The organism is Sporosarcina siberiensis (assembly GCF_042681925.1).
Taxonomy (GTDB): domain Bacteria; phylum Bacillota; class Bacilli; order Bacillales_A; family Planococcaceae; genus Sporosarcina; species Sporosarcina siberiensis.
The window spans coordinates 1-20855 of record NZ_JBHUGI010000016.1; the positions used below are offsets into that span (position 1 = coordinate 1).

Here is a 20855-nt window from a genome sequence, read left to right on the forward strand (position 1 = left end):
AGAATGTACTTTATTCTTCGCTAATGAAGAGGTATGATTGACCTCGATTCGTCGGAAGAATCTAACGATTCTTCCAAAAAAATGTCCGTTTTATCCAGTTTTGAGTGAACGAAGATTATTCTTCTTAAAAACTCAAAAGAGTCTGGTGGCAATAGCGAAGAGGTCACACCCGTTCCCATCTCGAACACGGTAGTTAAGCTCTTCAGCGCCGATGGTAGTTGGGGGTTCCCCCCTGCAAGAGTAGGACGTTGCCAGGCACCCAAAAAAGTTATTACCTTTAATGGTAATAACTTTTTTTTATACATATATGAATTACTTTACCTAAGATAAATCTGAACAACTTCTATTATCGTGGAGTAAATTTGAGTTGTGAGATGGACTTTATAACTTCAAAAAGACAATGTGAAAATACCGTCCTCTTTAATTATGCTTATTTCAGTCTGCTGTTCAAGATAAAAGGTGGAAGGATTATTCTTTTGAAACACTTTATGATTTTACAATGAAAATAAAGAGTATCGAAATTTAGTCAATGGGTAAATATATAAGAAAGGCACTTTTGATCGTAAATACCGCGAATAAGTACAGTTTTTTGAAAATCAATTTAAAAAGTTAGGGGAAAGTTTGCTGAACAGAACGAATCGTTTTTCACAAAGTTTCTTATTGATCGAAAGGATTTTCCAGCAAACCACATCACTTAAAAGGAAGACTTCGATTGAAAAAGATCTATAATGAATAGTGGGAATATACTTATTAATTAGAGCTTCCTTGACAGCCGGAAGCGACGCTGATACCATTTTAATAATATTCAAATGAACCTAGGAGGTATATATATAATGTGGGAAACAAAGTTTGCGCGTGAAGGCCTAACGTTCGATGATGTATTACTAATACCCGGACCTTCGGATGTATTACCAAAGGACGTGTCTCTTAAGGTTAGTTTGACGGATAATATCAAGTTGAGCATACCGATCATTAGTGCAGGTATGGATACAGTAACGGAATCTAAAATGGCGATTGCTATGGCTCGTCAAGGTGGACTTGGAATTATTCATAAAAATATGAGTATAGAAGAACAAGCCGAACAAGTTGTGACAGTTAAACGTTCTGAAAATGGGGTAATTACAAATCCATTTTATCTAACGCCTGAACATCAGGTCTTTGATGCTGAACATTTGATGGGACGGTATCGTATTTCAGGTGTTCCAATTGTCAATAACTCAGAAGAACTAAAGCTTGTAGGTATTATCACGAATCGTGATATGCGTTTTATCCAAGATTACTCGCTATTAATTGATGATGTAATGACAAAGGAAAATCTTGTTACAGCACCAGTTGGAACAATGCTTGCAGATGCAGAGAAAATATTGCAACAGTATAAAATAGAAAAGTTACCTATTGTTGATGACAACGGAATTTTGAAAGGTTTAATCACAATAAAAGATATTGAAAAAGTAATTGAATTTCCGAATGCTGCAAAAGACAATCACGGCCGTCTACTAGTCGGTGCAGCAATTGGTGTAACTTCAGATACAATGGTACGTGTTGAGAAGCTTGTGAAAGCAGAAGTCGATGTTATTGTTATCGATACTGCCCATGGTCATTCAAAGGGTGTTCTTGATACAGTTGCTCAAATTAGAATGGCTTATCCGAAACTTGATATCATTGCTGGTAATATTGCAACGGCAGAAGGAGCACGTGCACTTTATGAAGCAGGTGCAGACGTTGTTAAAGTAGGTATTGGTCCAGGTTCAATTTGTACAACACGGGTTGTTGCGGGTGTTGGTGTACCGCAAATAACTGCAATTTATGAATGTGCAACTGAAGCTAGAAAACACGGTAAAACAATTATCGCCGATGGTGGAATAAAGTACTCTGGAGATATCGTTAAAGCATTAGCTTCGGGTGGACATGTTGTTATGTTGGGAAGTCTTCTTGCAGGGACAACAGAGAGTCCTGGAGAAACTGAGATTTTCCAAGGACGCCGTTTCAAAGTTTATCGTGGAATGGGCTCTATTGCTGCAATGGAGCGTGGTTCTAAAGATCGTTATTTCCAAGATGATGAGAAAAAGCTTGTACCTGAAGGAATTGAAGGACGACTTCCATATAAAGGTTCCCTTTCAGATACAATTCACCAACTAATTGGTGGTATTCGAGCGGGTATGGGGTATTGTGGAACGGGAGATCTTGAGGAATTACGTGAAAAAGCACAATTTGTACGTATGACTGGTGCTGGACTGCGTGAAAGTCATCCACATCAAGTACAAATTACAAAAGAGGCACCAAACTACTCAATATCATAATTGAATTTATAAAAAAGTGGATACTATAAAGACTTTTAAAGAATAGAAAACATTCTTTTTTATTAAGGAACTTCAGTGCCTTTTCTGCGTCTAGATATGAGCGGAAAGGCGCTTTTTTTCTTTGAGTACCACGGAGTAGATTAAATATGGTAAAATGATTTGAATGAAATAGTAATATCGGAGGTAGTATGGTGAAGCATAAATTTAGAAAATATGTAGCAATGATTGCAATACCGCTTTTGCTCTTAGTGACGATTGGTACACATTCAACGCATGCTGAAGAAAGATTAGGCATCCATGTTGACGGTGCTATTTTAATCGATGCGGATAGTGGGAAAATATTATATGAAGAAAATGCCGATACACCACTCGGTATAGCAAGTATGACGAAGATGTTGACAGAGTATATTCTTTTTGAAGCAATTCAAGAAGGTAAAATTAGCTGGGATCAGGAATACAAGGTTAATGATTACACATATGCTGTTTCACAAGATCGTCGTTTAAGTAACGTTCCTTTAAGAAGAGACGGTACATATACTATTCGTGAACTGTATGAATCTGTGGCAATATATTCCGCGAATGCTTCAACAATTGCTATTGCTGAAACGATTGCGGGCACAGAAACTGAGTTTTTAAAGCTTATGAATTCAAAAGCGAAAGAACTTGGATTGACAGATTATAAATTGGTAAACTCGACAGGTTTAAATAATAGCTATCTTCAAGGTATGCATCCAGCTGGGACAGGTGTTGACGATGAAAATGTCATGCCGGCAAAGTCGGTCGCGAAGCTTGCGTACCATTTACTGAAAGACTTTCCTGAAGTACTTGACACAACAAGTATAAATACAAAGATTTTCCGCGAAGGAACATCAGACGCGATTAAAATGGATAATTGGAACTTTATGTTGCCTGGTTTTGTTTATGAATATGAAGGCATTGATGGTTTAAAAACGGGGACAACAGATTTTGCAGGACATTGTTTCACTGGGACTGCAAAACGTGGCGATAAAAGAGTTATCGCGGTTGTGATGAAGGCTGTAGATGCACAGGGCGTCGGATCTTATAAAGCACGTTTTGATGCAACTCGCGCTCTATTCGATTATGGTTTCAACCAATTCTCTGTTGAGGAATTTGTCCCGGCAGGATATGAGTTTAAAGACCAAAAGGAACTAGCAGTAATTAAAGGGAAAGAAAGTTCTGTAGGAATTGCTGTGAAAGACCCAATTCGCATGATGGTGAAAACAAGTGAAAAAGAGCTCTATGAACCTAAATTAACGATTGATGAATCGAAATTGAAGAAAGATGCTCTTCAAGCACCATTTGAGAAAGATGCAGTTGTTGGTCATGTGGAACTTGTGAAAAAAGAAGGGACGGATTACGGCTTTATTGACTCAGATAATTTGTCAGTAGATGTTGTAACTACTTCTGAGGTTGAAAAGGCAGGTTGGTTCTCATTAACAATGCGTGCAATTGGTGATTTCTTTGCGGGTATTTGGACAAGCGCGACAGACTTTGTTAAAGGTATATTTAAATAAGGTTAAGTGCAGCGGACTTTATATAGTCTTGCTGCACTTTTTTATATTCCAAACTGTCATCAGACGATCGATAGCTTCTTCGATTGAATCGACTGAAAGGCCGCCGAATCCTATCAAAAAGCTCGGTTCCTTACTTACTAGTCCTGTACTATAACTATTTAAACTGTTGAGTCGAATGCCCGCTTTTTGAGCAACATCTATAAGCGAATCTTCACTTTGGTCGGTATGTACTGTAATAATGATATGCATACCGGCTTCATCCCCCGAAAATGAAACATTTGGTGAATAGGGCTTAAGAGCTTCTGTTAAGGTTTGAAGTTTTCGCTTGTATATTTTACGCATACGATTCAAGTGACGCGAAAAATGTCCATCTGCCATAAAGCGTGCCAAAATATGTTGATCAAGTCTTGGAACTGTTGAGGAATAATGAATAAAAGCATTCTTATAACGACTGAGTAAGACGTTAGGCAATACCATATAAGCAATACGGAGCGAAGGCATTAGTGATTTTGAAAAAGTACTCAAATAAATTACGCTATCCCCCTTATCCATACCTTGCAATGCTGGAATGGGACGTCCAGTATATCGAAATTCACTATCGTAATCATCTTCAATAATGAAGTGTTCGTCATCAGAGGATGCCCAGTTTAACAATGCTGTTCTACGGGCTGCTGAGAGCACAGTCCCGGTCGGGAACTGGTGAGAAGGTGTTACATAAGCGACAGTTGCTTCAGACTGTTGGAGGGACTGGACGTCTATTCCTTCAACATCTACTCGAATCGGAATTGCTTCTCGATTGTTATGGTAAAACACATGATGCGTTAACGGATAACCAGGGTTTTCGATGGCGTACGTTGCTTTCGTTCCTAAAATACGAATGACTAAAGGCATTAGTTGTTCTGTTCCCGAGCCGACAATAATCTGTTCTGGGGAACAGTCCACACCACGAGAATAATATAAATAACGTGAGATTTCTTGCCTAAGTTCTATGTCGCCGTGCGAATCGCCAAGGAGCAACAGTTCTTTTGATGACTCATCAATGACTTCTTTCGCATATTTTCTCCATTGTGTGAACGGGAATGAATTCGTGTCAATGTGACCTGTAGAAAAGTCTAATGTGAAAGTGTTTTGTTTTTGAACATCTATCCTATCCGTTATTTGAATGTGCTGGACGTATGCAAGTTCTTCAATTTCTTGCACATAAAAACCTTTGCGCGGAACGGATGAAATGAAACCTTCAGCAATTAATTGACCGTAAGCGAGCTCTATTGTTGTTTGACTAACATTAAGAAACTCACCCAGTTTTCGTTTAGAAGGTAGTTTCATTCCTACCGGTAACTTACCATCGGAAATGTCAATCCGAATTTGCTCATATATTTGTTCGTATAATGGAGTATCCCCATCTTTTTTAAGTTCAATTAATAACATTTCCACTGGAATACCTCCCTCTGACCCCTACATGTTTATCGGAACTGGTTATTTCATAAGGGTCAAATATTAGTATACTAAAGAAATAGAAAAGGGGGAAGAAAAATATGAATATGATATATGGCGGCGTCATTATGGATGTCATCAATGCAGAACAGGCAAAAATTGCAGAAGCGGCAGGTGCGGTTGCAGTAATGGCACTCGAACGTGTTCCATCGGATATACGGGCTGCAGGTGGTGTTGCACGAATGGCAGATCCGCGTATTATTACTGAAGTACAAAATGCAGTTTCGATTCCTGTAATGGCAAAAGTACGAATTGGACATATTTCTGAAGCGCGAATTCTGGAGTCGATGGGTGTCGACTATATAGATGAAAGCGAAGTACTGACTCCTGCGGATGAAGAATATCATTTATTGAAAAGCGATTATAAAATACCGTTTGTCTGCGGTGCCCGTAATCTCGGGGAAGCCGCGCGAAGGCTTGGTGAAGGTGCGAAAATGCTTCGGACAAAAGGGGAACCAGGGACGGGGAATATTGTAGAAGCGGTACGTCACCTCCGCATGGTGAATGCTCAGGTGAATAGAATTATTCATATGAATGAAGATGAAATTATGACGGAAGCCCGTAATTTAGGTGCACCTTATGAAATCCTTCTGGCTATAAAAAAGAAGGGTCGTCTACCGGTAACGAATTATGCAGCAGGTGGCGTTGCAACTCCAGCAGATGCTGCACTCATGATGGAACTTGGCGCGGATGGTGTATTCGTTGGATCTGGTATATTTAAATCTGAAAACCCAGAGAAATTTGCACGCGCCATCGTTCAAGCGACTGCAAATTATCAAGACTATGTGCTTCTCGCCAATTTATCGAAAGACATCGGTACTCCTATGAAGGGCATCGAAATATCAACTCTGCCTGCTGGGGAGCGTATGCAAGAACGCGGTTGGTAATAAAACATATTAAATAGCTAATCAAGTCGTACGTTCAACACTTCATTGTGTAGAACGTACGACTTTTATTTTTGGGCTGTCTTGCATAAAGAGCATCCATACATAATAATAGTGAGAGGGGATTAAATATTCAGAAAACGGGGGGTGAGTGACATGAATACGATGACAGAGAGTACGACCTTGACAGAAGAGCAGAAAGTCCTTGATATGGATGCAAACACATTAGCTAAAATGATTGCACACAAACAGATTACGTCATATAGGGCAACAGAAATTTATATTGAACAAATTAATAAAATAAATCCGGTTTTGAATTTCTTAGTAGAAAATCGATTTGAGGCGGCGTTAAATGAAGCCTCGGAAGCGGACCAATTGCTCAAGGAAAACAAAGGGAAAGGTAAATTATTCGGTGTTCCGATGAGTATGAAAGAGTCTTTTGATGTTATAGGAATGCAGACTACAGGTGGCCTGTTAAATCGAAAAGGACTTATACAAACTACGGATTCGGACGTTGTTCAAAAGTTGAAAGATGAAGGGGCAATCATTCTTGGAAAAACAAATACACCGGCACTCTGCTTTTGCCAGGAAACAGACAATAAGATATATGGGCGTACAAACAATCCTTGGGATGTAACTTGCACAGCTGGTGGTTCAAGTGGGGGTGAAGGGGTCTTAATTGCAGTAGGAGGTGCCACGGCTGGAGTAGGTTCAGATATTGGTGGATCGATCCGGTTTCCAAGCCATTTTAATGGTGTGGTCGGTTTTAAATCAGGAAGAGGACAAGTTTCATCTACTGGGAGTTTTCCTGTAGAAAATAATGAGTTGGAAAAAAGAATGCTCGGCATCGGTCCTATAACAAAAACAGTAGAAGATGCAAAATACATTTACAACATTATAGCCAACACACCTGCACCGGATCAAAACCTGTCTAATTACTCAGTAAGTGTATTACCGAAAATGGATTATCCACTATCTGCAGAAACTGAAGCACTTGTAGATTCAGTTTTTTCGTATGTTAAGGACCATTTTGAAACGGATAGGAGTATTCCTCCGTTATTTAAGGAAACTACCCAACTTTGGCAAGAAATCATGTCAATTGATAGTGCGAAAAAACAAAAGGAGTTGGCATACGGAGACAAACCCATTCGGCCCATTCGATCTTTTATAAATGAAAAAGTAAGAGGTAAATCAGATCTGCATCATTATTTATCATGGGCATTGATTGGTGCGTCATTATTTAAACCAAGTGACCAGCGTATTAATGAAATTACAGAAATTATAGCGAGTGGTGATAAAGATGTAAGTAAGTATTTACATGATAAAATTCTTATTTCACCCGTATATCACTCAACAGCTCCGAAACATGGGGGTGTTTTTAAAGAAATATTCTCCATAAGAAAGACGTTTCGACAGTATTTACCTTATATATCATATGCTAATGTTTGGGGACTCCCATCTTTAACGGTTCCTGTCGGGAAGGACAATTCAGGAATGCCGATAGGAATACAATTGATGTGTAAGAATGGTAATGAAGACGCAGTTTTTCAACTTGGGGAACAAATTGAAAAAGAATTCCTAGGGTATGTAAGATATGAGTGATAATTTGCCAAAAAGTCAGTTTTGTAGTAAAATGATTGTAATTTCAAAGTTGAGACGATGATAGGAAGTAGTAGCAAACCTGTTTTTTTGAAGAGAGTCGGCGGGTAGTGCGAGCCGATAAAAACACTTGCGAATCCATCCTTGAGTAGCTAGGTTGAACAGTTAGTAGACCTAAGCCGGCATATTGAACCGTTATTTCAATTAAAGAGGATCTGGATATCTTTATGTTCGTAATCCGGTCAATCAGGGTGGCAACGCGGGTAGCTCTCGTCCCTTTTATTAGGGTTGAGGGCTATTTTTGTCGTTTACTATCTATTATCGTTTAAAAATATAAGGGGGAATTGCAGATGCTTGATATTAGAAAAGTTCGCGCCAATTTCGATGAAGTAAAAGAAAAGCTTTCAAAACGTGGAGAAGATTTATCGGTTCTTGATAACTTCGGTAAATACGATGACAAACGTAGAGAATTGATTGCACAAGTGGAAGTATTGAAAGCAGAAAGAAATGAAGTATCTCAGAGAGTTGCAGAAATGAAGCGAAATAAAGAAAACGCAGATGATGTAATTGCACGTATGCGTGAAGTTGGGGAAGACATTAAGCGTTTAGATTTAGAGCTTAATGAAGTTGAAGAAAAGCTTACGTACATTATGATGCGAATCCCAAATATTCCACATGAAAGTGTACCTGTTGGAGATAGTGAAGACGACAATGTTGAAATTCGAACATGGGGTACTATCCGCGAATTTGGCTTTGAAGCACAAGCGCATTGGGATATTGGAACAAATCTTAATATCCTAGATTTTGAACGTGCAGCAAAAGTAACTGGTAGCCGTTTTGTATTTTACCGTGGACTTGGTGCTCGTCTCGAGCGTGCTTTAATTAACTTTATGCTGGACTTGCATATTGAGGAGCATGGTTACGAAGAAATACTACCTCCTTATATGGTGAATCGTACAAGCTTAACGGGAACAGGGCAGCTTCCAAAATTTGAAGAAGATGCATTTTTAATTGAAGAAGAAGACTATTTCCTAATCCCGACATCTGAAGTACCTGTTACAAACTTTTATCGTGATGAAATCTTGGATGGTAAGCAGCTCCCAACTGCGTTCACTGCTTACAGCACGAACTTTCGCTCTGAAGCGGGTTCTGCCGGTCGTGATACTCGCGGGTTAATACGTCAACATCAGTTTAACAAAGTGGAGCTTGTTCGTTTTGTGAAACCAGAAGATTCATACGATGAGCTTGAAAAGTTAACAGGACATGCGGAGAAGGTTTTACAGTTACTAAATCTTCCATACCGTGTTCTGAAAATGTGTACTGCTGATTTAGGATTTACAGCGGCAAAGAAATACGATATTGAAGTTTGGATTCCAACGCAAAACCAGTATCGAGAAATTTCTTCTTGTTCAAACTTTGAAGATTTCCAAGCGCGTCGGGCACATATACGTTTCCGCCGTGAAGCAGGAGGAAAACTAGAGTACGTTCATACACTGAACGGAAGTGGCCTAGCAATTGGGCGTACTGTTGCAGCGATTTTGGAAAATTATCAGGATCAAGACGGTTCTGTTGTCATTCCGGAAGTTCTTAGACCTTATATGGGTGGGAAAGAGCGGATTAGTAAATAAAAAGAGGCATGTACCTAAGTCAATCGACTTTGGGTACAGCCTCTTTTTTTCGCTGCTTGATTCGTTCACGAATTTCTTTGAAAAATGTTGTAAGTATTCCACCGCATTCTTCCGCAAGCACGCCTTCTATTACATCACACTCATGGTTAAACCGAGGGTCATTCAGTAATCTGTAGAGAGAATCGACGCAACCCGCTTTTAAATCACGTGCGCCGTAAACAACGCGGGGAATACGTGATTGCAAGATAGCACCTGCACACATCGGACATGGCTCAAGTGTGACATAGAGTGTTGTTTCTTCAAGACGCCAGCTGCCAAGTGCTTGGCATGCAATTTGTATTGCGGATAGCTCGGCGTGGGTAACAGCATTTTGGGTTGTTTCACGTAAGTTATGTGCACGTGCAATTACTTCGTCTTTGTAGACGATAATCGCGCCAATCGGTACTTCACCCAAGTCTGCGGCCTTCTGTGCTTCATCAAGTGCCATTTGCATATAGTGTTCATCTTTTTCAAACAAGTTCATACGAATCGCTCCTTTAAAGAAGAATGTACTTTATTCTTCGTAAATAAAATCGGGGTGTAAACGCGGATACAGTTATAGATGTGCTCTCATTTTACATCCTTCGTTATCATTCTAATTGTTCCACGTGGAAAAAAACGAATATTCGACTTCGTGAGACATTATTTTTACTCTGTATGATAATATAAAGTGCACGATATAATTATGAAATGAAAGGGGATTTCTGATGAAAATTCCGTTTATAACAATTGAAGGCCCTATTGGCGTTGGTAAAACGTCGCTTTCCCAAGCAATTGCGGAATCACAGAACTTCCATCAACTGAAAGAGATTGTTGATGAAAATCCATTTTTAAATAAGTTTTACAAGGATATTGAAGAATGGAGTTTCCAAACAGAGATGTTTTTTTTATGTAATCGCTACAAACAACTCAGTGATTTAAAAAAAGAAAACAGTGTTCAAGGAAAACCTGTTGTCGCAGATTACCATATATTCAAAAACCTGATTTTTGCGAAGCGAACACTTAGTTCAACCGAATATGAAAAGTATGAAGCAATTTATAAGATATTAATAAAGGATATGCCGGTACCTAATATTGTTGTCTATTTACACGCAAGTCAAGAAACACTTATGAACCGTATTGCACTTCGCGGTCGAGAATTTGAAAAGAATATGGATCCTACATATATCCAACAACTTTCAGATGATTATCATGTTTTTATGGAACAGTTCGAAAAGGAGCATCCCGAAATTCCGGTTCTCCGTTTTAACGGAGACGATTATGACTTTGTTCAAAACGACATAGATATGCAATTTATATTGCGAGAAGTCAATGCGACGATAAAAAAGGGAGCGACCTTGAAATGAACTTGCGAGAAAAATATGGAATACCAGAAGACGCTGTAATCACAATTGCAGGCACTGTTGGTGTTGGCAAGTCAACGATGACAAAGACACTTGCGGAAGCATTGGATTTCAAAACATCTTTTGAAAATGTAGAAGAGAATCCTTATTTGGAGAAGTTCTATGACGACTTTAAGAAATGGAGTTTCCATTTGCAAATATACTTTCTGGCAGAACGGTTTAAAGAACAAAAGAGAATTTTTGAAGATGGTGGGGGATTTATACAAGACCGATCCATTTATGAGGATACGGGTATCTTTGCACGAATGCATATGGAAGAAGGCACAATGGATCTAGTAGATTACAATACATACATTCATTTATTCGAAGCGATGGTTTTAACTCCTTATTTTCCGAGTCCCAGCGTACTCATTTATTTAGATGGACCGTTAGATGGTATTATTTCAAGAATTCATGAGCGCGGACGCTCTATGGAACAACAAACACCAATTACTTATTGGGAAGAGGTATACGGTCGATACGAAGAATGGATTGACTCCTTTGATGCATGTCCTGTACTGAGATTGAATATTACGGAATACGATCTTGTCAATAATCCGAATGATGTTGAATCCATCCTGGAAAAGATTGGCGATGTGCTGAATAATTAGTTCACAAAAGCAATTCTTCGCTACTGTTAGAAGTATTAAAAAAGGACATCATCCCATTTGGTGGATGATGTCCTACTTTCAAATCATTATGAGTGAAAAGAACTCTTTATAAAGGGATTTTAATGCGATCTTTTCATCTTTTTTATCAATACCAAAAACCAGACTTACTTCCGAAGAACCTTGGTTAATCATTTGGATGTTGGCGCCTGATTCGGCTATCGCAGTGGCGGCACGTGCAGCAAGACCTGTTGTGAACCTCATCCCTTCGCCAACAAGAACAACCATTGAATAATCAGTCGTCCGGAGACGGACTTCATCTGCTTCTAATTCTTCTTTTACACGACGAACGATGCGTTCGCTGTTTTCTTCATTTAAAAATTTACTTCGGATAATGACGGATATATTATCAATACCTGAAGGTGTATGTTCAAAAGGAATCTCTTCGTCTTCTAATATTTGCAAAAGCTTACGCCCGAATCCAATTTCTTGGTTCATTAAATACTTGTCTACGAAGAGCGTAGAGAATCCACTATCTGAAGCTATTCCAATCACAGGTCGATTTGAATGGTCTCGGTCTTTTACGATAAATGTTCCAGGCGCACTAGGATTGTTTGTATTTTTAATACAAACTGGAATCGACTTTAGAAATGCAGGCATAAGTGCCTCGTCGTGGAATACAGAGAATCCTGCATATGCCAGCTCACGCATTTCTCGGTACGTTAACTCTTTGATTGCCATTGGATTATCGACGATGTTCGGGTTTGCTGCAAAAACAGAGTCAACATCTGTAAAGTTTTCATATAACTCAGCATCTACTGCTGCAGCAACGATTGAACCCGTAATATCTGATCCGCCTCGGTTAAATGTTCGAAGTGTTCCGTCTTTTGTGAATCCGAAAAATCCAGGAAAGACAATGATACCAGGTACTTCACGTAATTGTGCTAATTTATTGTATCCTTCTGTTAGCGCGCGGACGCGTTCGGGGCGATCATTGACAAGGAGACCCGCTTTTTTGGGACACATGTATTGCGCAGGCATACCGATATGCGTAAAATAGGCAGCAATTAGTTTTGCATTATTATCTTCACCAGACGCTTTTATGGAGTCTATGAACAGACTCTGATCGCTATAGCCGGCTGCCAAACGACCGCGTAAATCATTTTCGATGGATTGTGTAATTTCATCGGAAAGTCCGAGTTCAGTGGCAATTTGCTCGTATCGACTAACCACTTCTTTTAGTTCTGCCTCGTAATCTTCGTTGTTAAGAGTTGCGTCGGCTAGACGAATAAGCAGGTCTGTTACTTTTTCATCTTCAGAAAATCGTTTACCTGGTGCTGAAACGACAATAATTTTTCTTGAAGGGTCAGATGAAACTATTGCAGCAACTTTTCTAATTTGTTCGGCAGAGGCAACGGATGTTCCTCCGAATTTTGATACTTTCATTTTTATCAATTCCTATCTTTTAAATTAGTATTCTTTGTTTCATCTGAAGTAGAGGGTTGTTATTGTTAATGAATATCCCTATAATGTGTTTATGGATAGAGCAATTGTATTTTTATAGTGTACATACAGTGAGGAGAATCGTCAATTGAAAAATGAAATTAATATTGGATTATTAGGTTTTGGTGTTGTTGGTAGTGGAGTAGCAAAAATTTTGAATGATCATAGAATTGATTTACAACATAAACTTGGAGTTCCTGTGTCTATCAAAAAAGTGTTAATAAAAGATAAATCTAAAAAAAGAGATACCATATTAGATCCTGAGGTATTCACGACGAGTTTGGATGAAATACTAAACGATCCAACAATTGATTTAATAGTCGAGGTAATGGGTGGTATTACAGAAGGGAAAGAAGCAATCGAGCTATCTCTTAATGCTGGGAAGGGTGTTGTAACAGCAAACAAAGACGTCATGGCTGAAAGTGGGCATGATCTACTGAGACTTGCAGATGAGAATAAATGTGATTTATTTTATGAAGCGAGTGTTGGTGGCGGTATCCCTCTTATTCGTACTATGGAGGATGGACTTGCATCCGATCGTATTACTGCCCTAACGGGAATTATTAATGGGACAACAAACTTTATTTTAACAAAAATGAAATATGAAAAGATGTCTTATGAAGATGCCTTAGCAGAAGCAACAGAACTTGGTTTTGCGGAAGCAGATCCTTCATCTGACGTGGACGGCATTGATGCTGCTCGGAAAATGGTTATTTTAGCATCACTTGCGTTTTCAATGGAAGTAAAGCTTGATGATGTATTTGTTCGAGGGATGAAGGACATTAAAGACGGAGACTTGGAACTTGCTGCAGGTTTAGGCTATACAGTGAAAATGGTCGGTTCTGCCGAAATGGATGAAGGCGGCATTGCGGTTTCTGTTGAGCCTGTTCTGTTCCCGGACTCACATCCCCTGGCAACTGTAAACAATGAATATAACGCAGTGTATATTTATGGTGATGCGGTTGGAGAGACAATGTTTTATGGACCTGGTGCTGGTTCTTTACCTACTGCAACTTCTATTACAGCAGATGTTATTGCGGCATGTCGTAATTTGCTATTAGGAGTGAACGGAAAAAGACTTCATGCATCTCAACACGAACGAAAATTAAAAGAAGACTGTGATCGATTTGCGAGTTATTTCCACCGTATTTTAGTGAAAGATAAGATTGGCGTTTTGTCCAACTTAGCGGCAATTTACAGCAAACATGCAGTGAGTTTGGCATCTGTTGTTCAGCATCCATCTAATGATCAAGTGGAAAATGCTGAGCTGGTGTTTATTACTCATCGCATGTCTCGACAACAACATCTAGATGTATTACAAGAACTTAATAATACCCCCGATGTAATTAGTGTGTTAAGCCATTATCGGGTGGAAGGGGAATAATGACAATGAGATGGAATGGATTATTAGAAAACTATAAAGATATGCTACCAGTAACAGACAAGACACCTATGCTTACATTACATGAGGGAAACACTCCTCTCATTTATTTGGAAAATCTATCAAAGGAATGGGGAATTGAACTTTACGTAAAAGTTGAAGGAGCCAATCCTACGGGTTCATTTAAAGATCGTGGAATGGTTATGGCGGTAGCGAAAGCAAAAGAAGAAGGTAAAAAGGTTCTCATTTGCGCTTCAACAGGAAATACATCTGCATCCGCAGCTGCATACGGAGCACGTGCAGGTATGCGTACAATCGTAGTTATTCCGGAAGGGCGAATTGCCCTCGGGAAATTGGCGCAGGCTAAAATGTATGGTGCAGAAATTCTTGAAATTGAAGGGAATTTTGACGAAGCACTACGAATGGTTCGTGAAGCAGGAGAAGGAGACATCGCACTTGTAAACTCGGTGAATCCATATCGTCTTGAAGGACAAAAAACGATTGCGTTTGAAACAATTGACCAGCTCGGTAAAGTACCAGATATATTCGCACTTCCTGTCGGTAATGCGGGCAATATTTCTGCAGCTTGGAAAGGTTTTAAAGAGTATGCAGATAAAAAAGGTACGGCTCTTCCAGAACTTCTAGGTGTACAAGCAGATGGTGCGGCTCCAATCGTATATGATCGTATTTTTGACAATCCTGAGACGGTTGCTACGGCAATACGTATTGGTAATCCTGCAAGTTGGGAACTTGCCAAAAATGCCCTCGCTGAATCTAATGGAACGATTCTTGCTGCAACAGATGAAGAAATTCTAGAGGCATATAGCTTAATTGCTTCTGCTGAAGGAATCTTTGCAGAACCAGGTTCATGTGCATCGATTGCAGGAGTGAAAAAACAAGTAGAGAACGGACAACTTAAGAAAGGCTCGGTCGTTGTTGCAGTTCTAACGGGTAACGGACTAAAAGATCCTGATACAGCAATTGAGGTTAATAAAGAAAAGTCGTTAATGTCGCGTGAAGAGTTTGACCAATTACTGAGTGAGTTGAAAGCGGGGACTAAGTGATGAATGTACCAGGATTTTCGGTGGTCGTTCCAGCGTCTACTGCAAACCTTGGCCCTGGTTTTGATAGCGTTGGTCTTGCGCTTGGTCTTTATATGACTGTGGAAGTCACCGCGTCGAAAGTATGGGAAGTTCGTTATGTAGATGATGGTTTTGATGGATTAACAAATGGTGAAGAAAACTTAATTGTTACAACGATTTTAAACGTTGCGAAGCAATATGCTGAAACTTCTCCAATTTTAAAACTTGTTATAACGTCAGACATTCCCTTAGGAAAAGGTTTCGGAAGTAGTGCTTCAGCAATTGCGGCAGGTATCGAAATCGTTAATCATGTGCTTACTCTCAATTTATCTGATCATGAAAAGGTGAAATTGGGAAGTCAGCTAGAAGGTCATGCTGACAATGTCTCAGCTGCCCTTCTGGGTGGAGCCGTTATCTCCTACTATGATGGTGAAAACATAGATTTTACACATGTGAAAGACCTTAATGTTGGTGTAGTTGTTCTAGTTCCGCCAAATGCACTTCCGACTGAAGAGTCGAGAGGACTTCTTCCTGAACAACTTTCCCATAAAGAGGCCATTCGCAGTAGCGCAGCAGGTTGTGTCCTGGCTGCGGCGATTGTTCAGAATGACTGGGTTATGGTTGGAAAGATGATGGAGAAAGATGGCTTCCACGAACCGTACCGAAAGCGTTTATTTCCAGAATTTGATGCGATTCGATTGGCTTGTAAGGAGTTAGGGGCATATGGTATGACGATTAGTGGCGCAGGACCATCCCTTTTTGTTGCAGTAGAGGCGGGGTTAGAAGATGAGGTTGCTGAGAAGTTGGCGGCACTGTTTTCTTATTATGACTGCATCGCTGTTCAACCATCCGCTACAGGTTCGATGATAAAGTGAATAAGAATTAATAAAGCAGCTGGGCTCAATCAATGAGTTCGGCTGCTTTTTTGTTTGAGAGTTTTATGAGAGTAGGGTTATGATAGCCTGAAATAGGTCAATAAAAAAGACCGCCATTATGGCGACCTTAGAAGTTTATGATTTGGTTGTGTTTAGATGAATTCGTTACTAAGTAATGAATTCAATCTCCAAGCTTATGCGCTAAGTTGAAAATATGGAGGAGGAAGAGGGATTCGAACCCCCGCGGGTTTTGACACCCCTGTCGGTTTTCAAGACCGATCCCTTCAGCCAGGCTTGGGTATTCCTCCGTGACAACAATTAATAATTTATCATGTTTTAAAAGGTATGTCAACAGTTTTATTAATATAAGAAAGATTTATATTTCATTTGATTTTTATCGTTATGATATGTATACTTAGAAATGCCGTGCTAGGTGGGGAGATAGCGGAGCCCTGTAACTTGCAATCCGCTCTAGCAAGACTGAATCCCTTCCCGAGGCTGTCCACATGTAGGGTCTGCCTCTTGCACGTAGTGTTGACGTTTGGGTCCTGCGCAATGGGAACCCATGAACTATGTCAGGTCCGGAAGGAAGCAGCATTAAGTGGAATTTCTCATGTGCCGTAGGATCGCCTAGACTGAGCTGGCGACAGGAGTAACGCTTATGTTTGGCTGTCAGAGGAAGGTGCACGGCATTACATATACCACTCGACTCGTCCATTACCTTGGGCGAGTTTTTTTAACTACATATATCATTCATCGGTGTTTGTCATAGGTGCTTATATGACAAGCTATGATTGCGAATCAAAATGTACGTATATAAGGTGAAATTGGAATAGAGTAAAAGGTTTTAGAAAACAATTTGTGCTATAATATGAATCATTAACGCATTGCGGTAGAAGGAGAGGAAACTGTTGGTGTATCAAGCTTTTTACCGTGTCTATCGACCTCAATCATTTGTTGAGATGTCTGGTCAGCAGCATGTGAAACAGACGCTACAAAATGCCCTCCTACATAATAAGACAACACATGCATACTTGTTCTCTGGTCCGAGAGGGACTGGAAAGACGAGTGCTGCTAAAATATTTGCGAAAGCATTAAACTGTGAGAACGGCCCTGCAAAAGAACCATGTAATGATTGTTCGACGTGTCTAAGCATTACCGATGGTTCGAATACAGATGTCATTGAGTTTGATGCAGCATCTAACTCGCGTGTTGAAGAAATGCGAGAAATTATTGAGAAGGTTCGATTTGCACCATCGAGCTCACGATTTAAAATCTATATTATTGATGAAGTTCATATGTTGTCAAACTCTGCTTTTAATGCACTACTGAAAACGCTTGAGGAACCCCCATCTCATGTTGTTTTCATTCTCGCTACAACTGAACCTCATAAATTACCGCTCACAATAATTTCCAGGTGCCAACGTTTTGATTTCAAACCTTTGTCCCCATTTGATATTACTGAGCGAATGAAAGTCATTCTGGCTGACGCAAGTATTCAGTCAGATGAAGGAACTTTGAAAGTAATTGCTCAAGCGGCGTCAGGTGGAATGCGTGATGCCCTTAGTATGCTTGACCAAGTTGTTTCGTTTAGTGGGAATGAACTAACGGTTGAAGATGCGCTTCTAGTAACAGGTTCAATCGGTGAAGATATATTTTATCAAATGGCGAAGGCTTTACAAGTCAAGGATGCAGGCGCTATATTATCGTTGCTAAACCAACTTATTATTGAAGGTAAAGACGTCTCTAGGTTAGCGGAGGATTTAATTACGTTCTTTCGGGATTTATTGCTCCTTCGTACCGCGCCAGAACTGGATAATCTTCTCGAAATAATATCAGGTGAAGAACGTTTCAAGTTGTTGGCTCAAGAATTTAATCCAGATACTCTCTATTCTTTTATTGATGTGCTCGCAAAGACTCAGCAAGAAATGCGTTTTTCAAATCATGCGAGAGTATATATCGAATCAGCATTACTGAAAATGGTGAATTTCAGCTCTAGTCCCGTCCAACAAGGAAACAAACAGGCAGTTGATTCTGAACTCTATGAAAAAGTAATGGGCTTGGAAAAAACGATTGAAGAGTTAAGGAAACTGATTGCCGCGGGAGTAAATACGGGTCAACCGGTTGTGGGCGCTCAACAACCTAAAAAGAATGTTTCCAAGTCGCCTCAATCGTTCCGTATTCCTACAGGTAAAATAAATGAAGTACTAAAAGCTGCAACGAAGACTGATATACAAACAATTAGAGAAGAGTGGGCAGGGATGATGCAGACAATGCAGAAGTCTCATTCAGCACTTCTTGAAGAAACAGAGCCTGTTGCAGCATCGGACAATGCTTTTGTGTTAAAATTCAAATATGAAATCCATTGTGTTATGGCTTCCGCAAATACTTCGCTTCGATCAGACCTTTCGGAAGCACTAAGTTCTCGAACTGGTAAGGGATATGAAGTGATTTATGTTCCTGAAGAAGGTTGGCTAAAAGTCAGGGAAGATTTCATTCGGAATAATAAGCTGTCTCCGAAGAAGTCGGAGCAATCCGATATATCTATTGAAGAGGCGGCAGCTGAAGAAATGCACTCTTTTGTTCAAGAGGCAGAGCAAGAAAATATGGATCCGCTTGTTACTGAGGCGGAGAAAAGATTCGGCAAGGATTTCATTAAAGTGTTCAATGATTGAAAACTAAGAGGAGGAAACAAACATGCGTGGAAAAGGAAATATGCAAGGTATGATGAAGCAAATGCAAAAAATGCAAAAGCAAATGGAAGAAGCACAAGGGAAGCTAGGAGAAGAACGTCTAGAGGCTTCAGCTGGCGGCGGTATGGTGAAAGTGGTTGTTTCGGGAGATAAAGAAGTTGTCGAAGTAATTATCGATCCATCAATTGTGGATCCAGAAGATGTTGAAATTCTTCAGGACCTTATTGTTATCGCTACTAATGAAGCAATGAAGAAAGCTGAGGAACTAACGAACTCTACGATGGGACAATTCACGAAAGGATTGAACCTTCCTGGGATGTTCTAGGAGGAACTGATATGCATTACCCTGAACCCATATCGAAACTAATAGATAGTTTTATGAAGTTGCCAGGAATCGGCCCAAAAACAGCGGGTCGACTGGCGTTTTTTGTTCTTAGTATGAAAGAAGATAGCGTGATGGAGTTTGCGAAAGCACTTGTAGACGCCAAACGAAACCTCCGTTTCTGTTCGACTTGCGGACATATTACGGATATCGATCCTTGCCATATATGTCAAGATCAGTCTCGTGATGGTTCTCTGATTTGTGTTGTTCAAGACCCTAAGGATGTTATTGCCTTGGAGAAAATGAGGGACTATAAGGGGTTGTATCATGTGCTGCACGGTGCAATCTCACCGATGGATGGTATCGGTCCAGAAGATATTAATGTTTCCTCTCTAATAGTACGTTTGCAAAATGAAGAGGTTGAAGAATTAATCCTCGCGACGAATCCGACGATTGAAGGAGAGGCGACCGCGATGTACATCTCTAGACTCGTAAGGCCGTCTGGAATTATGACGACAAGAATTGCTCATGGTCTACCAGTCGGTGGTGATCTTGAATATGCAGATGAAGTTACCCTATCGAAAGCACTTGAAGGTCGCAGAGAACTTTAGGGGGTATTGCTATGTTTGGGAAAAACCAAAAACTGAAAAAAGAGTATGATGAACGACTCTTAACATTAATATTGGAAACGAAAAAGGATTGGGAACAAGCTAAAGAAATCGAAAAGTATCTTAATGACTATGATCAGGATGTTATTGTCCGTCGAAAGATCACTGAAAGTAAATACTTCTATTTATTTAAAGAAGCAAAGGAAAGACGGCTTGGAAGTGATTGATAATTTGTCACGGGAACGCATATAATGAAACATTCTTTTGAAAAGGGGCGTTTCCCGTGAAATCAGTCATTGTTATTCTTCTTGTTGGGTTCGTACTTCTGTTATTGTTAATGAATAAGAAGCAGGTTAGAAAGTTATTGGAGCAGTTGCCGATCTACTGGTTTCGGATAGCATTTTCATTTCTAGTGTTATTTGCAATTAATATAGCAGCAGGATTCTTTGGTGTATATGTACCGATAAACATCGCTTCTGGCCTTCTAATAGCCTTTCTAGGGATTCCAGGTATAGCTTCTATATGCGTTCTTGCAATAGTTTTATAAAACAGGAGATAAAGTGTTGACTTTAAGAATGATTCCGTGGTATTCTATTGTTTGTCGCAAGAACAGAGTCGACACCGAATAAAAGAATTAAAAAAGAAATAATTAAAAGATTGACTCTGAATAGTGATTATGTTATATTAATAAAGTTGCTGTTGCGGCAACGACAAAACAAATTAATGAAATGAACCTTGAAAACTGAACAGCAAAACGTCGATAGAATTTTTAAACTCGATACACTTCGGTGTAGGGAGTATAAACGTTTCCAAGTAAACTGATTTCCGTCAGAAGAACAGAAACAACCAGAAGGATTGAAATTCAATCCTTCGACATGACATCATTGAAGAATGTTCGCATTCTTCATTAATGCCAGCATAG

18 protein-coding genes, 1 tRNA gene, 1 rRNA gene, 1 other RNA gene and 1 other annotated feature are annotated in these 20855 nt (G+C 39.7%); of the genes, 17 read left to right on the forward strand and 4 right to left on the reverse strand.

Annotation, left to right across the window (positions count from 1 at the left end; all coding sequences use genetic code 11):
- Positions 1-141 precede the first annotated feature (141 nt).
- The 3 genes from rrf to ACFSFY_RS07250 all read left to right on the forward strand — a co-directional run bounded on the left by rrf (position 142) and on the right by ACFSFY_RS07250 (position 3835).
- Positions 142-257, forward strand: a 5S ribosomal RNA gene (gene rrf / locus ACFSFY_RS07240).
- A gap of 576 nt (positions 258-833) precedes the next feature.
- Positions 834-2300 carry an IMP dehydrogenase gene (guaB, locus tag ACFSFY_RS07245; protein WP_381536690.1) on the forward strand — a complete coding sequence of 489 codons (1467 nt, stop codon included), beginning with the start codon at positions 834-836 and terminating at the stop codon, positions 2298-2300.
- 191 nt (positions 2301-2491) lie between these two features.
- The gene (locus ACFSFY_RS07250; protein ID WP_381536692.1) at positions 2492-3835 is read left to right on the forward strand and encodes a serine hydrolase; all 1344 of its coding nucleotides are present in this window, start codon (positions 2492-2494) and stop codon (positions 3833-3835) included.
- 18 nt (positions 3836-3853) lie between these two features.
- On the opposite strand, the gene pdxR is transcribed toward ACFSFY_RS07250, so the two are convergent.
- Entirely contained in the window at positions 3854-5269 is a 1416-nt protein-coding gene (gene pdxR, locus ACFSFY_RS07255; protein WP_381536693.1) for a MocR-like pyridoxine biosynthesis transcription factor PdxR, read from the reverse strand.
- Between the two features lie 101 nt (positions 5270-5370).
- Here pdxR and pdxS point away from each other — a divergent pair, with 101 nt between their 5' ends.
- From pdxS to serS, 3 genes are all read left to right on the forward strand, one after another.
- On the forward strand, positions 5371-6216 hold the full coding sequence (gene pdxS, locus ACFSFY_RS07260; protein WP_381536695.1) for a pyridoxal 5'-phosphate synthase lyase subunit PdxS: 846 nt from the start codon (positions 5371-5373) through the stop codon (positions 6214-6216).
- Between the two features lie 153 nt (positions 6217-6369).
- Positions 6370-7815 (forward strand): amidase, encoded by a 1446-nt coding sequence (locus ACFSFY_RS07265; RefSeq protein WP_381536697.1) that lies wholly within the window; start codon positions 6370-6372, stop codon positions 7813-7815.
- A gap of 48 nt (positions 7816-7863) precedes the next feature.
- Positions 7864-8093, forward strand: a binding site (T-box leader).
- A 69-nt stretch (positions 8094-8162) separates the two neighbouring features.
- The gene (gene serS, locus ACFSFY_RS07270) at positions 8163-9440 is read left to right on the forward strand and encodes a serine--tRNA ligase (protein ID WP_381536699.1); all 1278 of its coding nucleotides are present in this window, start codon (positions 8163-8165) and stop codon (positions 9438-9440) included.
- Positions 9441-9459: 19 nt separating this feature from the next.
- Here serS and tadA read toward each other — a convergent pair whose 3' ends face one another.
- Positions 9460-9963, reverse strand: a complete 504-nt coding sequence (gene tadA / locus ACFSFY_RS07275) for a tRNA adenosine(34) deaminase TadA (RefSeq protein ID WP_381536701.1) — start codon at positions 9961-9963, stop codon at positions 9460-9462.
- Between the two features lie 223 nt (positions 9964-10186).
- On the opposite strand from tadA, the gene ACFSFY_RS07280 reads away from it, so the two are divergent.
- Positions 10187-10825 (forward strand): deoxynucleoside kinase, encoded by a 639-nt coding sequence (locus ACFSFY_RS07280; RefSeq protein ID WP_381536702.1) that lies wholly within the window; start codon positions 10187-10189, stop codon positions 10823-10825.
- Positions 10822-11472 carry a deoxynucleoside kinase gene (locus ACFSFY_RS07285; protein ID WP_381536704.1) on the forward strand — a complete coding sequence of 217 codons (651 nt, stop codon included), beginning with the start codon at positions 10822-10824 and terminating at the stop codon, positions 11470-11472. The genes ACFSFY_RS07280 and ACFSFY_RS07285 overlap by 4 nt, the downstream gene beginning before the upstream one ends.
- Before the next feature lie 78 nt (positions 11473-11550).
- On the opposite strand, the gene ACFSFY_RS07290 is transcribed toward ACFSFY_RS07285, so the two are convergent.
- On the reverse strand, positions 11551-12915 hold the full coding sequence (locus ACFSFY_RS07290; protein WP_381536706.1) for an aspartate kinase: 1365 nt from the start codon (positions 12913-12915) through the stop codon (positions 11551-11553).
- Between the two features lie 145 nt (positions 12916-13060).
- Here ACFSFY_RS07290 and ACFSFY_RS07295 point away from each other — a divergent pair, with 145 nt between their 5' ends.
- The 3 genes from ACFSFY_RS07295 to thrB are packed head-to-tail and all read left to right on the forward strand — an operon-like array spanning position 13061 to position 16310.
- Positions 13061-14356, forward strand: coding sequence for a homoserine dehydrogenase (locus tag ACFSFY_RS07295; protein WP_381536708.1), 1296 nt, complete (start codon positions 13061-13063; stop codon positions 14354-14356).
- Positions 14357-14361: 5 nt separating this feature from the next.
- The gene (gene thrC, locus ACFSFY_RS07300; protein ID WP_381536710.1) at positions 14362-15417 is read left to right on the forward strand and encodes a threonine synthase; all 1056 of its coding nucleotides are present in this window, start codon (positions 14362-14364) and stop codon (positions 15415-15417) included.
- Positions 15417-16310, forward strand: coding sequence for a homoserine kinase (gene thrB / locus ACFSFY_RS07305; RefSeq protein ID WP_381536713.1), 894 nt, complete (start codon positions 15417-15419; stop codon positions 16308-16310). The genes thrC and thrB overlap by 1 nt, the downstream gene beginning before the upstream one ends.
- Before the next feature lie 215 nt (positions 16311-16525).
- On the opposite strand, the gene ACFSFY_RS07310 is transcribed toward thrB, so the two are convergent.
- Positions 16526-16618 (reverse strand) — tRNA-Ser (locus ACFSFY_RS07310).
- Between the two features lie 116 nt (positions 16619-16734).
- Between ACFSFY_RS07310 and ffs the strand changes: the two genes are divergently transcribed.
- The 6 genes from ffs (at position 16735) to ACFSFY_RS07340 (ending at position 20480) form a co-directional block, all read left to right on the forward strand.
- An RNA gene (gene ffs, locus ACFSFY_RS07315) (signal recognition particle sRNA large type) lies at positions 16735-17000 on the forward strand.
- Between the two features lie 221 nt (positions 17001-17221).
- Positions 17222-18985, forward strand: a complete 1764-nt coding sequence (gene dnaX, locus ACFSFY_RS07320; protein WP_381536715.1) for a DNA polymerase III subunit gamma/tau — start codon at positions 17222-17224, stop codon at positions 18983-18985.
- 22 nt (positions 18986-19007) lie between these two features.
- On the forward strand, positions 19008-19328 hold the full coding sequence (locus tag ACFSFY_RS07325; RefSeq protein ID WP_381536716.1) for a YbaB/EbfC family nucleoid-associated protein: 321 nt from the start codon (positions 19008-19010) through the stop codon (positions 19326-19328).
- Between the two features lie 11 nt (positions 19329-19339).
- Positions 19340-19936, forward strand: coding sequence for a recombination mediator RecR (gene recR, locus ACFSFY_RS07330; protein WP_381536717.1), 597 nt, complete (start codon positions 19340-19342; stop codon positions 19934-19936).
- 11 nt (positions 19937-19947) lie between these two features.
- Positions 19948-20160, forward strand: a complete 213-nt coding sequence (locus tag ACFSFY_RS07335) for a YaaL family protein (RefSeq protein WP_381536719.1) — start codon at positions 19948-19950, stop codon at positions 20158-20160.
- Between the two features lie 56 nt (positions 20161-20216).
- A complete protein-coding gene (locus ACFSFY_RS07340; RefSeq protein ID WP_381536720.1) occupies positions 20217-20480 on the forward strand; it encodes a pro-sigmaK processing inhibitor BofA family protein in 264 nt (87 codons plus the stop codon).
- The last annotated feature ends 375 nt before the right edge of the window (positions 20481-20855 follow it).

Coding starts and splice junctions, on each gene's coding strand:
- guaB (WP_381536690.1), top strand. CDS start 834: ATGTGGGAAACAAAGTTTGCGCGTGAAGGCCTAACGTTCGATGATGTA.
- pdxS (WP_381536695.1), top strand. CDS start 5,371: ATGAATATGATATATGGCGGCGTCATTATGGATGTCATCAATGCAGAA.
- ACFSFY_RS07265 (WP_381536697.1), top strand. CDS start 6,370: ATGAATACGATGACAGAGAGTACGACCTTGACAGAAGAGCAGAAAGTC.
- serS (WP_381536699.1), top strand. CDS start 8,163: ATGCTTGATATTAGAAAAGTTCGCGCCAATTTCGATGAAGTAAAAGAA.
- tadA (WP_381536701.1), bottom strand. CDS start 9,963: ATGAACTTGTTTGAAAAAGATGAACACTATATGCAAATGGCACTTGAT.
- ACFSFY_RS07280 (WP_381536702.1), top strand. CDS start 10,187: ATGAAAATTCCGTTTATAACAATTGAAGGCCCTATTGGCGTTGGTAAA.
- ACFSFY_RS07285 (WP_381536704.1), top strand. CDS start 10,822: ATGAACTTGCGAGAAAAATATGGAATACCAGAAGACGCTGTAATCACA.
- ACFSFY_RS07290 (WP_381536706.1), bottom strand. CDS start 12,915: ATGAAAGTATCAAAATTCGGAGGAACATCCGTTGCCTCTGCCGAACAA.
- thrC (WP_381536710.1), top strand. CDS start 14,362: ATGAGATGGAATGGATTATTAGAAAACTATAAAGATATGCTACCAGTA.
- thrB (WP_381536713.1), top strand. CDS start 15,417: ATGAATGTACCAGGATTTTCGGTGGTCGTTCCAGCGTCTACTGCAAAC.
- ACFSFY_RS07325 (WP_381536716.1), top strand. CDS start 19,008: ATGCGTGGAAAAGGAAATATGCAAGGTATGATGAAGCAAATGCAAAAA.
- recR (WP_381536717.1), top strand. CDS start 19,340: ATGCATTACCCTGAACCCATATCGAAACTAATAGATAGTTTTATGAAG.
- ACFSFY_RS07335 (WP_381536719.1), top strand. CDS start 19,948: ATGTTTGGGAAAAACCAAAAACTGAAAAAAGAGTATGATGAACGACTC.